Origin of the sequence: Mycobacterium sp., from assembly GCF_049278535.1 — a bacterium.
In the GTDB taxonomy this organism is placed as follows: domain Bacteria; phylum Actinomycetota; class Actinomycetes; order Mycobacteriales; family Mycobacteriaceae; genus Mycobacterium.
The window spans coordinates 19954-33137 of record NZ_JBAPMI010000075.1; the positions used below are offsets into that span (position 1 = coordinate 19954).

At 64.4% G+C, this 13184-nt stretch carries 14 protein-coding genes and 1 pseudogene; 9 read left to right on the forward strand and 6 right to left on the reverse strand.

Annotated elements, in window-relative coordinates:
- The first annotated feature begins 8 nt into the window (after positions 1-8).
- The 3 genes from WAO18_RS04375 (at position 9) to WAO18_RS04385 (ending at position 3023) form a co-directional block, all read left to right on the forward strand.
- Positions 9-812: an SDR family NAD(P)-dependent oxidoreductase gene (locus WAO18_RS04375; protein ID WP_422204174.1), complete on the forward strand. Its 804-nt coding sequence runs from the start codon at positions 9-11 to the stop codon at positions 810-812.
- 88 nt (positions 813-900) lie between these two features.
- Positions 901-1683 carry an enoyl-CoA hydratase/isomerase family protein gene (locus tag WAO18_RS04380; RefSeq protein ID WP_422204176.1) on the forward strand — a complete coding sequence of 261 codons (783 nt, stop codon included), beginning with the start codon at positions 901-903 and terminating at the stop codon, positions 1681-1683.
- Positions 1684-1724: 41 nt separating this feature from the next.
- Positions 1725-3023, forward strand: coding sequence for an acyl-CoA dehydrogenase family protein (locus WAO18_RS04385; protein ID WP_422204178.1), 1299 nt, complete (start codon positions 1725-1727; stop codon positions 3021-3023).
- On the opposite strand, the gene WAO18_RS04390 is transcribed toward WAO18_RS04385, so the two are convergent.
- Positions 3020-3982, reverse strand: a complete 963-nt coding sequence (locus WAO18_RS04390) for a phosphotransferase family protein (RefSeq protein WP_422204197.1) — start codon at positions 3980-3982, stop codon at positions 3020-3022. The genes WAO18_RS04385 and WAO18_RS04390 overlap by 4 nt on opposite strands.
- On the reverse strand, positions 3979-4764 hold the full coding sequence (locus tag WAO18_RS04395; RefSeq protein WP_422204179.1) for an SDR family NAD(P)-dependent oxidoreductase: 786 nt from the start codon (positions 4762-4764) through the stop codon (positions 3979-3981). The genes WAO18_RS04390 and WAO18_RS04395 overlap by 4 nt, the downstream gene beginning before the upstream one ends.
- Positions 4765-5162: 398 nt before the next feature.
- Here WAO18_RS04395 and WAO18_RS04400 point away from each other — a divergent pair, with 398 nt between their 5' ends.
- Together WAO18_RS04400 and WAO18_RS04405 are read left to right on the forward strand one after the other, a co-directional pair.
- Positions 5163-6932: a hypothetical protein gene (locus WAO18_RS04400; protein WP_422204181.1), complete on the forward strand. Its 1770-nt coding sequence runs from the start codon at positions 5163-5165 to the stop codon at positions 6930-6932.
- Positions 6933-7024: 92 nt separating this feature from the next.
- Positions 7025-7393 carry a nuclear transport factor 2 family protein gene (locus tag WAO18_RS04405; protein WP_422204182.1) on the forward strand — a complete coding sequence of 123 codons (369 nt, stop codon included), beginning with the start codon at positions 7025-7027 and terminating at the stop codon, positions 7391-7393.
- Between the two features lie 4 nt (positions 7394-7397).
- Here WAO18_RS04405 and WAO18_RS04410 read toward each other — a convergent pair whose 3' ends face one another.
- The 3 genes from WAO18_RS04410 to WAO18_RS04420 are packed head-to-tail and all read right to left on the reverse strand — an operon-like array spanning position 7398 to position 9675.
- On the reverse strand, positions 7398-8213 hold the full coding sequence (locus tag WAO18_RS04410; protein WP_422204184.1) for an SDR family NAD(P)-dependent oxidoreductase: 816 nt from the start codon (positions 8211-8213) through the stop codon (positions 7398-7400).
- The gene (locus WAO18_RS04415; protein WP_422204186.1) at positions 8210-8626 is read right to left on the reverse strand and encodes a nuclear transport factor 2 family protein; all 417 of its coding nucleotides are present in this window, start codon (positions 8624-8626) and stop codon (positions 8210-8212) included. Before WAO18_RS04415 ends, WAO18_RS04410 begins: the two co-directional genes overlap by 4 nt.
- Entirely contained in the window at positions 8623-9675 is a 1053-nt protein-coding gene (locus WAO18_RS04420) for a zinc-binding dehydrogenase (protein ID WP_422204187.1), read from the reverse strand. Before WAO18_RS04420 ends, WAO18_RS04415 begins: the two co-directional genes overlap by 4 nt.
- A gap of 123 nt (positions 9676-9798) precedes the next feature.
- On the opposite strand from WAO18_RS04420, the gene WAO18_RS04425 reads away from it, so the two are divergent.
- Positions 9799-10626, forward strand: a complete 828-nt coding sequence (locus tag WAO18_RS04425) for a helix-turn-helix domain-containing protein (RefSeq protein ID WP_422204189.1) — start codon at positions 9799-9801, stop codon at positions 10624-10626.
- A 97-nt stretch (positions 10627-10723) separates the two neighbouring features.
- Complete coding sequence (locus WAO18_RS04430) at positions 10724-11428, forward strand: hemerythrin domain-containing protein (protein WP_422204198.1); 705 nt, start codon at positions 10724-10726, stop codon at positions 11426-11428.
- Positions 11429-11451: 23 nt separating this feature from the next.
- Here the strand turns inward: WAO18_RS04430 and WAO18_RS04435 are convergent, their stop codons facing one another.
- Positions 11452-11940: a DUF2231 domain-containing protein gene (locus WAO18_RS04435; RefSeq protein ID WP_422204191.1), complete on the reverse strand. Its 489-nt coding sequence runs from the start codon at positions 11938-11940 to the stop codon at positions 11452-11454.
- Between the two features lie 186 nt (positions 11941-12126).
- On the opposite strand from WAO18_RS04435, the gene WAO18_RS04440 reads away from it, so the two are divergent.
- Together WAO18_RS04440 and WAO18_RS04445 are read left to right on the forward strand one after the other, a co-directional pair.
- Positions 12127-13053 (forward strand): class I SAM-dependent methyltransferase, encoded by a 927-nt coding sequence (locus tag WAO18_RS04440; RefSeq protein WP_422204193.1) that lies wholly within the window; start codon positions 12127-12129, stop codon positions 13051-13053.
- A pseudogene (locus tag WAO18_RS04445) lies at positions 13050-13184 on the forward strand (SAM-dependent methyltransferase); the annotation flags it as partial. The gene WAO18_RS04440 and the pseudogene WAO18_RS04445, both read left to right, overlap by 4 nt.

Below are 13184 nucleotides of genomic sequence, written 5' to 3' on the forward strand. Positions count from 1 at the left end.
GAGCTGCAATGGATCTGGGCTTGGCCGGATCGACCGCCGTCGTCACCGGCGGCAGTAAGGGCATGGGGCTGGCGATCGCTCAAACTCTGGCGGCCGAAGGCGCCAGTGTCGCCGTGATGGCCCGAGGCAGGTCCGCCTTGGACACCGCGGTCGAATCGCTGCGAGACGCCGGTGCACCCGACGCCGTCGGGATTGTTGTGGACATGACCGACGCCAGCTCCATCGCGAGCGGCTTCCAGGAGGTGGCCGAGCGATGGGGCCGGCTGAACAGCCTGGTCCACACCATTGGTCCCGGCGACGGGTACTTCGAGCAAATGGACGACACCGAGTGGGACGCCGCGTTCACCCTGGGCACCATGTCGGGCGTTCGCTCTATTCGTGCGGCATTGCCGATGCTGCGCGCGGCGGACTGGGCACGGATCGTGACCTTGTCCGCGCATTCCATCCAGCGGCAGAATCCGCGTATCGTCGCTTACACCGCGGCGAAGGCGGCGCTGTCCAGCGTCACCAAAAACCTGTCGAAAAGCCTTGCCAAGGACGGGATTCTGGTGAACTGCGTCTGCCCGGGAACGATCGTGACCGCGAGCTTCACCGAAAACCTCAAGGACATCCTCGCCGCCGATGGCCTCGACGCCTCCAACCCGCACGATGTCATGACCTGGATCGACAACAACTTCCACCAGCCATGCGACCTGGGGCGTGCGGGGCTTCCCGAGGAGATCGCGTCGATCACCACCTACCTGGCCTCCAGGCGGAATGGCTACGTCACCGGTGCAACGGTGAACGTCGATGGAGGATCGGACTTCGTCTAGGCACGATTGCGCGAAGGCAGCTCGGAAGAATAGCATTCTCCTAAACCGCGAATCAGTGTCTCAGGGGCTCGCGCCGGAGGGAGCTCGATTGACGACGACCGAGACGTTGAGCATTCAACGGCCACACGACGGCGTAACTGTGCTGCAGCTGAACCGCCCCGAGCGGCTCAACGCGATCAACGACGTCATGGTCGGCGAGCTCAGCCGAACGCTCGCTGCCCTGGCCACCGACAACTCGGTCAACGCCGTTGTCATCACCGGCGCGGGCCGCGGATTCTGCTCCGGAATCGACCTGCGTGATTTCGGCCCGGGCGTACCGGAGGCGACCGCGCCCGCAATCGACCGGCTTCGTTTCCAGGAGACGATGGCGGCACTGCCGGAGGCGGTCCGCGACATCCCGCAACCGGTGATCGCCGCGGTCAACGGCCCGTGTGTCGGCGCTGGTCTGGCGCTGTGCCTGGCCGCCGATATCAGAATCTGTTCGACCGCAGCAACATTCGGCAACGCGGCGATCCTCCTCGGTCTATCCGGCGCCGAGATGGGGATGAGCTACTTCCTGCCGCGCATCGTCGGTACAAGTGTCGCCGCCGACTGGATGCTGACCGGCCGTACCGTATCGGCGGAGGAAGCCGACCGTCGCGGGTTGGTGAGCGAGATCGTCGCACCCGACCTGCTCGTTGCTCGTGCGGTTGAAATCGCCTCGCAGATCGCCGCACTCACGCCACTGGGCGTGCAACTGACGAAGCGGGCGTTGCAGGTCAACGCCGACGCCGCGGGGCTGGGGCCGGCGCTCGAACTCGAAAACCGCAACCAAGTGCTCAGCCATGCCACCGAGGAGGCCGCGGCCCGCCGGCAATCGTGGTCATCATGAACGACATGCGTCGCAGCAACTGAGTATTGAAAGGACGATTGGTGTCTTGGGACTTCTCGACTGACCCGGAGTGGGCCGCGCAACTCAAGTGGGTTGACGAGTTCGTGCGAGCCGAATGTGAACCAATTGATCTGATCGTCAAGGAATCTCACGACCTGAACGACCCGGTCCGCCAGGCGCTGATCCCCCCGCTCCAGAAGACCGTCAAAGACCGTGGGTTGTGGGCCACCCACCTCGGACCGCATCTGGGCGGACCCGGATACGGCCAGGTGAAACTCGCGTTGCTCAACGAAATCCTCGGCCGGTCCGAATGCGCGCCGATCGTCTTCGGCTCGCAAGCGCCGGATTCGGGTAACAGCGAGATTCTGGCTCACTACGGCACTCCCGAACTCAAGCAGCGTTATCTGGAGCCGCTGCTGGACAACCGGATCATCTCCTGCTTTTCGATGACCGAGCCGCAGGGCGGCTCTGACCCAAAGGAGTTCACCACCAGTGCAATTCAAGACGGCGATCACTGGGTAATCAACGGCGAGAAGTGGTTTTCATCGTTCGCGTCGATGGCGTCGTTTTTGATCGTGATGGCTGTGACCGATCCGGACGCCTCACCGTACCAACGCCATTCGATGTTCGTGGTGCCTGCTGAAACGCCGGGCATCAACGTCCTGCGCGATGTCGGGCTGGGCTACCAGCCGCTCGGCGGCGGAGGACGTGAGGGCTACGTGCGGTACGAGAATGTCCGGGTTCCGGCCGATCACATGCTCGGGCCGCGTGGCGGCGCCTTTGTCGTCGCGCAGACCCGGCTCGGCGGCGGCCGGATCCACCACGCGATGCGCACCGTGGGTCTGGTCCGCCGGATCTTCGACATGCTCTGTGAGCGTGCGGTTTCCCGGCACACCCAAGGGCAGATGCTGAGCGACAAGCAACTCGTCCAGCAGATGGTCGCCGATTCGTGGATGGAGATCGAGGCGTTCCGGCTGCTCACGCTGCAGACGGCGTGGAAGATCGACCAGCACAACGACTACAAGGCCGTTCGTGCTGACATCTCCGCGGTCAAGGCGATGATGCAGAAGGTGTTGCACGACGTGTCCGCGCGTGCGCTGCAGCTACATGGATCATTGGGGACCACGCACGAGATGCCGTTCGTCCAGCACCTCGTGGAATCGTTTGTGTTGGGTCTTGCCGACGGGCCGACCGAGGTACACAAGGTGACGCTGGCGCGGCTGCTGCTCAAAGATCGCCAGCCGTCGCCGGATGTGTTCCCGTCCGAGCACCTGCTGCGATTGCGCGAAGCGGCCGAGGCCAAGTTCGCCGACAAACTCGCCGGCGTACCGCGGAACTAACCGAGCGACTCGCCGGCCCGCGACAGCAGCTGCGGCAAGGCCGAAGCCATCGCCTCCAGCTCCGGATCGGGCGTGCTGCGCCGGCGATTGTGCTTGACGATCAACGACCAGGTCGCGGTCGACTTGAAGCAGGCTAACGCGCAGAACCAATCCAGCTCCGGCACTTGGCTTCCCATCGCCTCCCGGTAGGTCGTAGCCAGCTCGTCGAGCGGCGGCACTGCCCGGCTGTACCGCGTAGGGCGACCGTACGTGCGCGGGTCGCAGTTGATCAAGAACCATCCGGCATCGACGCGCGGATCCCCGATCGACCAGATCTCCCAGTCGATGACGGCAGTGATACGGCTCCGCTGAGCCAGCAGGTTGCCGAGCCGGAAGTCACCGTGCACGATCGCGGGCGGAAGGGCCGGCGGTGCTCCGTTACGCAAGGCCGCCGCGACATCCTGCCAGCCCGGTGCCAATCCCGGTTCTACCGTTTCCAGCGTGCGACACCACCGCTCCACTTCGTCGAGCGGCCCTGTCACGGGTTCTGCTGCCATCTCCACTTCGTCCGGCTTGATGCGATGCAGCTGCGCCAGCGTAGCCGCCGCATTCTGAAAGCGATCCGCGACAATGGCTTCAGGTCCGCGATCGGTGTCGTCGAACAGTGGTTCGCAGCTGATTCCGTCGAGGAAGGACATCACGAACAATGGCGGCACGTCGGGCGGATCGCCGGCATCCTCGAAAAGGAGCTCGGGAACCGGCACCGGCGTCGGGCCCAGCGCCCGAATGACGCGGGCTTGCCGCAACACGTCGCGATGCGCGATCGGGTCGACGCCCGGCGGTGCGACTTTGACCACCACTGGCCGATCGCCGAGTTGTGCTGCGTAGGTGAGGCTCGATGCACCGCCCGCCAATGGCCGTAAGCCCGAAACATCACGTGACGCAAGTCGCTCATCGAGTTGCGACAGCAGGTCGCTCAGTGCAACCACCCGATTTCCCGCAGGAACGGCTGCGTGTGGGCAATCCGCCCGGTCATCGACTTTGGATTTGCGGTCACCAGGGTGAGCGCGGTCTGAGTGATGAGCTCGATGTCTTCGGTGTCGGTTTTGGCCAGGTCGAGCGTTCCGGCACCAGGGGTGGCCACCGGGTTCGTCGGGGCGGCGGCGTTCACCGCGATGCCGTCGTCATAGAGCTCAGCCGCAAGGCTTTTGGTGAGTCGGTTCAGCGCCGCCTTCACCGTGCCGTAGACCCCGAAGCCGGCTGACCGGTCGAATTCGGAAAACGGCGGGCCCTCCGGCAGGTCTCCGCCCACCGATGTGATGTTGAGGATCCAGCCGCGACCCCGTTCGCGCATGGCCGGAATCGCAAGCTGGGCCAGGTGCATTGGCGCCAAGACATGCATCTCGACCATCAAGCGGGCGCGTCGTTCCGGAAACTCGTCGAGGGTCCGCAGGAAGGTCACGGCGGCGTTGTTCACCAGAATGTCCGGCGCACCGGCGCGGCCGGCCAATTCGGCGAAAAGCCGCTCTCGGTCTTCGGGTTTCGACAAGTCAGCTTGAATGGCGACGGCCGAGCCCCCGGCGGTGACGATCTCGTCGAGCGTCTGTTGCAGCGATCCGTGGTACTTGGGATCTGGCTCCATGGTGCGGGCAGTGATTCCGACGGTTGCGCCTTCGGCGGCCAATCGTTGTGCGATCGCCTTGCCCAGTCCACGGCTGGCGCCGGTCACCAACGCAACCTTGCCCTCGCAGGCTCCTGCCATCGTCCGACCTACTTCCTCTGCGCACGAGAACGGCTTCACCCCAGGCGAGAATGCCATTTCCGGATTGATCGGAGTATAGGTCCGGCGTTCGAGCCCTCGCTGCGGCCTTCGGACAACTGAGTGCCGCCTGAGCGGCGTTACGGCTCAACGCGGGCTGCCCGCGCCGAGCCGTGTTTGCTGGAGGTGGCAACGGAGCAGCGATCCAGATCGTCGTCGACGCGGATCTGGCCTGCTGACACTCTGTCAATAGGCTGGCAATTCGCTGCTAACCTGAGAGTTGCCCAAGATTTTGTATTGACTTTCTATATTACTCCTGAGTAGCGTGCCTGACGTTACTCACAAGTAATGACACCCACGCCTGCCCTCGATTATTGAACACACGTTGAATGGAGTATTACATGCATCACCGTTTGGTCCTAGCTGGTTTGGCGGCCACTGGCGGGCTGTTCACTACCGCGTTTCTGCAGGTGGCGATGGCGGCAGCTGATACCGGCGCTGCCGCGGCGGCCGGAGCGGACGCCTTCACGATCGGCGGCTACACCTTCGACCCGTTCACCTCGACCGGCGTCGAGGGCTTCGACCCCGTCGCCCAGCTCAGCACCGCTCCGCCGCTTCTGGAGCTCGGTGGCGGCACGGCGCTCGGTCTTCCGCTGGCTCCGCAAGATTTCGAGGTGTTCAACCCCGCCACCGGCGCCGACCTCGGGAGCATCGAAGGCAACGAGACAATCACGAGCCTGTTCGGGTTCACCAACGGCGAGTTCACCGTTGCCAGCGTCGACCCGACCGGCGGCGCGACCGACGCGAACCTACCCACAGTGGGATCGGTCTACGACGTGTTCAACCTTGGCCACGGGTATGAAAACGTCTACGTCGCCACGCCAGGAGCAGACGGAAGTCCGGGCACCGTGACCGACACGTTGGTGACGCCGCACCACGACATCGACCTGAGTTCGCTGTTCAGCTTCAACGCTGCCGACCCGCTCAATCCTGGCGACGCCTTCACCGGCCTCGACGTGAGCGGAATCAGCGGCGCACCGGACGCCTTCAGCATCGCCGGTCTCACGCTTGATCCGATCAGTTCTACGGGAGCCGAGGGCTTCGACACGATCACCCCGCTCGCTACTGCGGCACCGTTCCTGGAGATCGGCGGCTCGTCACTCGGTGATCCCGCCGCCGGCGGAAGTCTTTCCACCCAGATGTTCGACGTGTACAGCGGCAGCGGGTCAAGTGCCACCGAGATCGGCAGCATCAACACGGGTGTGGACGTGACAAACCTGTTGGGGCTCACCAACACCCAACTAATCGTCACAAGCGTGACCCCGACGGACGGCACTGACACCACCGGCCTGCCGACGGTGGGATCCGTGTACGACGCGATGAACCTGGGTCACGGGTGGGAGAACGTCTACACCGCAACCCCGGGAGCCGACGGCACCGTCACCGACACCCTGGTCGGTCCGCACGGTGGCCACATCAACCTGGATGGGCTGTTCGGCGGCGTCAACTACGCCAACCCGCTCGATCCGGGCGACGCTCTCACCGGTCTGCAGGCCGGCGACAGCGCCATCGGCGCCGACGCCTTCAGCATCGGTGGCACTACCTTCGACCCGACCCTCGCGGGCGGCGCCGAGGGCTTCACCCCCGTCGAGCAACTCCTAGGTGCCCCACCGTTTTTGGACCTTGGTGGCGGCACACCGTCCGTCGACGGCATCACGTTGACGCTGGCGTCGCAGAACTTCAACATCTACGACGGCACCTCGGCGACCGACCAGGTCGGCAGTATCACCACCAATGACGAGGTGACCAACCTGCTCGGCTTTACCAACACCGAGTTCACCGTCACCGGCGCCACGGCGCTCGGCGACGCTCCTACCGCCGATTTGCCGACAGTTGGATCTGTCTACGACGTCCTCAATATCGGTGGGCTGGAGAACGTCTACACCGCGATCCCGGGTCTCAACGGCGCACCCGACACCGTGACCGACACCTTGGTGACGCGGTTCGGCGACATCGACCTGACCAACCTGGTTAACGGGCTCGACGCCATCCTGCAGTTGAACCCGGCCGACGCATTCGGCGCTGGATTGGACGTGGCGACCTCGGCGGCCACCGAAGCGGCGGGTTCCGCGGCGTCCGCGATTGACCCGCTGGCGTTCCTCGGCCTGTAAGTCCGAGCCGGCACCAACCAAACATCCCAGGTCCTTTGGGGCCTGGGATGTTTGGTATTGATGGGCCGCCGCGCTAGGCGTATGAAGATGCCATGGCTCAAACTGATGACGCCGGGGTCGTAGAGCGCTATCTCGCGTGTTTGGCGGTGCACGATTGGGACGGCCTGGCGGCCACGATCGCGGAGGAGGACCTGATCCGAGAAGGACCCTACCGCGACGTCGTGAACGGCAAGCAGCCGTATCTGACATTCCTGCGCGGCGTGTTCGCCGCCCTGGAGGGCTACCGGTTAGACGTGCATCGGATCTCACACGCCTCGGATCGGGTGTGCTATGTCGAGCTGAGCGAGAACTTCGACATCGACGGAGTGCCCACCGAGTATCCGGAATGCCTTGTCTTCGAACAGAATAACGACGCTCTGATCAATCGCGTCAGCGTATTCATCAAACAGGTGAGCAGCTGACCCGTCAGTCGCCGCCCATCGCCGCGGCCTGCGCCTGCGCGAAGAGCTTGACGGCCTCGTTGCGTGACAGCGATGCCAGCATCGGTGCGACGGCGCGCATCATGTCACCGACCATCAAAGTCGGCCCGTTGCTGAGGTTTTCGAAGGATTCGGTAATCACCTGCTCGACACTGCCGGCGTCCGGCGGCGCGGTGTCTTCGGAGCTCAGGTGACCGCGACTGTGTTCGAGGCGACGCAATGCCGGGGTGTTGGTCTTGCCGAGGATGAGGCCGAGCACGTCGACACCCTTGTCGTGCAGTTCGCTCCAGAGCGCTTCGGCGAACACCATGTCGAACGCCTTGGTGGCGCCGTAGGCCACCATGTTCGGCCCACCGGCGAGTCCGGCGCCCGAGCCGAACAGCACGATGCCGCCACGGCCCCGCTGCACCATCGCCGGGGCGAAGTGGTGGCACAGCTGCATCGGCACCACGCAGTTGCGGTGCACCATCGCTTCGGCCGTGGCGATCGGGTTGGCCAGGAACGGCTCGAAGTTGGGATCGGCTCCGGCGCAGTAGACCAGAAAGCCGATCTCGAGATCGGCAATCGCGCCCGCCACTTGCGAGGCCGCATCGTGCCCAGCGAGATCGATTGCCAGCGTTCGGGTTTGAACACCAGCGCGATCGGTGATCCCAGCCGCCACGTCGTCGAGCAGAGCCTGACGCCGCGCCACCAGCACGACATTGACTCCGCGTTCGGCTAGCCCCTCGGCGAACGCGGCGCCGACACCGTCGGACGCACCGGCTACCAAAGCCCACGGGCCGTACTTGTCCGCAAAGGTCATGCCGGCTCCCCTACCTGCGCCACCCGTACCTGGATGAACCGGCGGCGGGCGACCCGCCAACCGTCGTCGCCCCGAACCAGCTCATCGTCGTAGAAGCCGACGGCGTTCACCCCGGAGTTGGTGTCGCCCACCATGATCAGCGCGTCGACGTAAGTCCGCGACTGGGCTGTGTCGCCGTCCACCGTGATCACCTGATTGGTCAACCGGTGCATGGTGTGGCCGGCCATCGAATGTGCCTGCTGCATGAACTCGGTGACCGCGTCGGCACCCTTCCAGGACCCGACTTCGCCGTAGTCCAGTTCGCAGTCGTCGGTGAAGACCGTGCGGAACAACAGCCAGTCTCGGCGATCGATCCCGGTCGCATAGCGCACCAAGACATCGGTGATGTCCTGACAATCTTCTCGCTCACTCACTTCGCGTCTCCATTCGGATGGACAATGATTCGCGCCGGGCCGCTGGACTTTCGGGCGAGGTCGAGTGCGTCGGGCACCTCGTCGAGGCCGACGACAGCACCGACGCTGGGCAGCGGATCCAGGCGACCGGAAGCGATCGCGTCGAGCGTGCCATACCAGTCCTGTGGGTGCGGGCCGCCGCCGAATTGTATGGTGACGCCCTGCCGGGTCGCGTCGGTGATGCTCAGCGAGTCGCCGGTGTACCACCCACCCGCACAATAGATCCGAGTACCTATGTCCACTGACTCCACGATCTTCTGGATCAGCCCGGTGGCGCCGACACATTCGAAGACGACCATCGGGCCCCACAAGCCACGCTCGACACGTACCTCGCGCCATACGTCGAACGGCGACCGTTCCGCGGGGTCGACCGCGATGTGCGCACCGAATCTGCCGCATGCCAGGTCGCGGCGCTCAGCGTTGTAGTCCGACACGATGATCGGCTCGATACCCCGGCCGGCCAGCGCGGCGACTGCGGACAAGCCGATCGCGCCGGCGCCGATGACCACCGGTATCTCTCCGGCCTCCATCCGGGCGGAGCGTACATAGAACTCGCCTACCGCGAACGCGTCGGTCAGTGCCGCGGCATCGCTTGACACATCGCCGTCGACCGGCTTGGCCAATGTCTCTGCGACAACCACCAATTCACCGAAGCTGCCTTGCGCTTCCGGGTGCTGACCGATGATCCGCACGCCATCGGCACCGCCATTGACCACACGGATAGGAATGGAGGTCACGCGTGCGCCGACCGGAAATTGTTCAGCACAGCCCGGCCCGTACCCGATGACCTCTCCGACGAACTCGTGGCCGAGCACGATGTCGCGGTTCGCGTCATACAGCGAGCGGCCGGTCGGATCATCGATCCCCATCTCTGGGTGGTCCATGAAGTGCACGTCAGACGCGCAGATCGCAGTGCTCAGCGTCCGCAGCAATACTTCGCCCGGACCGGGCACCGGGTCGGCGACCTCCCGGACATCGAGTCGACCGTCACGCAACACAACCGCACGCATCCGCACTCCTCTGTGTTTGGCTGTCTCGATTATTCGAGATAGCATCTCGATAATCTGAGGCTCAGGGTAAGAAGTGCCGCGAAAGGAAGTCAAGATATTCCATCGTCGCCCCCGACCACGCGCGTGCTCGATGTCGTCGAACTACTCGCCGGCGCCGGCGAAGACCGACTGCGCTTTTCCGATGTGGTGCGCGAACTCGCGCTGACTCAAGCGACCGCGCACGCCATTCTGACCACGCTGCGCGACCGCGGCTGGGTTAGTCGCGATCCGGTGGACAAGACGTTTTCGCTGGGGCCGGCGCTGGCGGTGGTGGCGACCCGAGTCGAAACCGCCCGACCGTTGGCGCACAGCGCCCGAACGGCGGCGCTGGATCTTGCCGAGGAATTCGGCTATGCCACATCGGTTGTCGAGCGAGTCGGCGATTCGCTGGTTATCACCGCCTTTGAGGACGCCGGCCAGCGGTCCAGCGGTGCACCCGGCGAACGGATCCGTTACGCCCCACCCTTCGGAGTCGCGTTCGCCGCCTGGGATACCCCCGAAGAGCAGCGGGCCTGGATCGAGCGCAGCGCGGCCACCAACGCCGTGCTCACACGCCGCCTCGAAGAGGTGCTATCTCGCACCCGTCAGCGGGGATTCGACGTGGACTGCACGACACCGGCATTGACCCAGGCCGCCCAGGTGATGGGAACGCTGCCCAGTGACGGACTGCCCGACCACGTCCGCGAGATCACCGATCAGCTGTTGACGGAGTTCACCACGATCGGCTTTTTGTCCGATGACGACACCCCGCGTCGGGCCCAGCCGGTGGCGACGATCGCCGCGCCCGTCTTCGACCCCCGCGGCCGGGTCGCGATGATTGTGGCCGTCCATCCGCTGGAGGCGCTGGCACGTAAACGGATCGATGCCATCGGACGCCGCGTCGCCCGAATCACCGCCGCGATCAGCGACTGACGCGGATTGTCACCTACCACTGATCCACACCGGCGGCGTGTAATGACTAGACACAGCGAAGAAAGGTGCTGCCGTGACAGAACCGACGCCACCGGCCATGCGCCGCCGTCACCTTCTCGAGATTTCAGTATCGACAGCCGGTGTGATCGCCTTGTCCGCGTGCGGTAGCTCGCAGACCAAACCCAATGCAGGCCAGTCTGGCCCGCCGTCGAAAGAAGACGTGCCGGTCACTCCACCGGAAGACTTGATGCGCGAGCATGGAGTACTCAAACGGGTCTTACTGATATACCGAGAAGGGATCCGCCGCCTGCAAGCCGGTGAGCCAAGTCCCGGCCAAGCGATCAACGCGGGCGCGGAGATCGTAAGAACCTTCATCGAGGACTACCACGAGCACCTCGAAGAACAATATGTATTCCCCAAGCTGGAAGCGGCAGACAAACTCACCGACCTCGTCGCCGTTTTGCGCACCCAGCACCAACGCGGTCGCGTGCTCACGGATCGGGTGCTCGCCGCCAGCACTGGAGCAGCTGCGCTCAATCAGCCACCGCAAGAAGCCTTGCTTCGAGACATGTCAGCGTTCATCCGCATGTATGAACCACACGAGGCACAGGAGGATACGGTCGTCTTCCCCGCGTTGCGCGACGTAGTGTCCGCTGCCGAGTTTCGCGACATGGCTGAGACCTTCGAGGACGAGGAACACCGACGTTTCGGCGCAGCGGGCTTTCAAGGGGTGGTCGATAAGGTCGCCGACATCGAAAAGAGCATTGGCATCTACGATCTGAGCCAGTTCACGCCGACCTAGTCACTAAGCCGCCGTCCCCCGAATTAAGTCCCGTTGGCCTTCTTCAGCCGGGCTATTTCACCGCCCCACACCGACTGGGCGCCGGCGTCACCGATACGGTACACCTGAACAATCGACGAAATGCCCACCGCGAGAGCGACAATCGCGATGATCACATTCACCGCCAGCCGACTATTCGTGGATCGACTCTCGACCACATGCAGCACCACCAGCGCAAGCGCGACGACGAGCAGCGCCACCGCGAAGTAGATCATCAAGCTGCCGCGCGCGGCGTGCTCCTGCAATATCGGGGTGGGGTTGCGCCTGAGATCGAACAGCCACTCGCCGGCTCCGGTCGTGATCGGAGTCAGCACCGTTGTCACGACGGCGAGCACTAGCGTCGCCCACGCCAAACGCCGCCGCGCGGCGCTCCACAGCGCACACAGCATCACCAGCAGGGCAGTCAAAGGCGCGAAAACCACGATGAAATGAACCAGCAGCGCGTGGGACGGCAGACCATCGACAACGGTCATGTGACTCCTTGACAGAGTGGGCGGGTGCAGCTGCGGATCTACTTCGCCTGCCCTACCGAGGCTAGATGGAGTGCAACCCCTCTCCGTCAACCTCTCCGGCACGTCGCCAGATGAACACCAACTTGATAGATCAACTAAATACTTGTTATGCTAACTAAGTATGTCCCGACTATTCAAGGAGCACGCATGCCGCGCACCGATAACGACACCTGGGACCTCGCGACCAGCGTTGGAGCAACAGCCACGATGGTTGCCGCGGCCCGAGCCGTCGCCTCCAAGGCCGACAACCCCCTGATCAATGACCAATTCGCTGAGCCACTCGTGCGAGCCGTCGGCGTGGACTTCCTCAGCCGATGGGCCGCCGGTGAGTTGGACGCCGCGAACGTTGACACCGCGGACTCCAGCTGGAAGCTCCAGCAGATGCCCGACGCCATGGCCGCCCGGACCCGTTTCTTCGACGCGTTCTTCCACGAGGCGACCGAAGCAGGTATCCGCCAGGCGGTGATTCTGGCCTCCGGTCTTGACGCCCGCGCCTACCGGTTGGACTGGCCCGCCGGCATGACCGTCTTCGAGGTCGACCAACCCGAGGTGATCGCGTTCAAGACCCAGACGTTGTCCGAGCTGGGGGCGAGCCCGTCCACTGACCGCCGCACGGTCGCCATTGACCTGCGTAACGACTGGCCCGCCGCGCTGGCCGAGGCCGGTTTCGACCGGAGCCAGCCGACCGCGTGGATCGCCGAGGGGCTCCTCGGTTACCTGCCGCCGGAAGCGCAAGACCGCTTGCTGGACAACATCTCTGCGCTCAGCACCGACGGCAGCCGGCTAGCCACCGAAGCCATCCCGGACATGCCCGACGTCGATCGGGAGAAGGCTCGCGAGTTGATGCAGCAGGCCACCGAGCAGTGGCGCACCCACGGCTTCGATCTGAACTTCGAGGAGCTCGGTTACGAAGGCGACCGCGCCGACGTCGCCGAGTACCTCGACGGGTTGGGCTGGCGCTCGATCGGCCAGCCGATGAGTGCGCTGCTGGCTGAGCATGGCCTTCCGCCGGTTCCGCAGACCAGCGACTCGGTGTCGATGGCCGACACGATCTACTACACCTCGACCAAGTGACGCAGATACCGCAGCGCCGCGGTTTCAACGAGTTCGTCACGCGGTTCTGGGGCGTAGCGGCCCCGGCCTACAACCTGCCGTTCCTGCAGCAGTGGGTCTACCGCCCCGCGCACGACGAGGTGGTCGCGCAG

Coding starts and splice junctions, on each gene's coding strand:
- WAO18_RS04375 (WP_422204174.1), top strand. CDS start 9: ATGGATCTGGGCTTGGCCGGATCGACCGCCGTCGTCACCGGCGGCAGT.
- WAO18_RS04395 (WP_422204179.1), bottom strand. CDS start 4,764: ATGGCAGGAGCCTGCGAGGGCAAGGTTGCGTTGGTGACCGGCGCCAGC.
- WAO18_RS04400 (WP_422204181.1), top strand. CDS start 5,163: ATGCATCACCGTTTGGTCCTAGCTGGTTTGGCGGCCACTGGCGGGCTG.
- WAO18_RS04405 (WP_422204182.1), top strand. CDS start 7,025: ATGGCTCAAACTGATGACGCCGGGGTCGTAGAGCGCTATCTCGCGTGT.
- WAO18_RS04410 (WP_422204184.1), bottom strand. CDS start 8,213: ATGACCTTTGCGGACAAGTACGGCCCGTGGGCTTTGGTAGCCGGTGCG.
- WAO18_RS04420 (WP_422204187.1), bottom strand. CDS start 9,675: ATGCGTGCGGTTGTGTTGCGTGACGGTCGACTCGATGTCCGGGAGGTC.
- WAO18_RS04430 (WP_422204198.1), top strand. CDS start 10,724: ATGCGCCGCCGTCACCTTCTCGAGATTTCAGTATCGACAGCCGGTGTG.
- WAO18_RS04435 (WP_422204191.1), bottom strand. CDS start 11,940: ATGACCGTTGTCGATGGTCTGCCGTCCCACGCGCTGCTGGTTCATTTC.
- WAO18_RS04440 (WP_422204193.1), top strand. CDS start 12,127: ATGCCGCGCACCGATAACGACACCTGGGACCTCGCGACCAGCGTTGGA.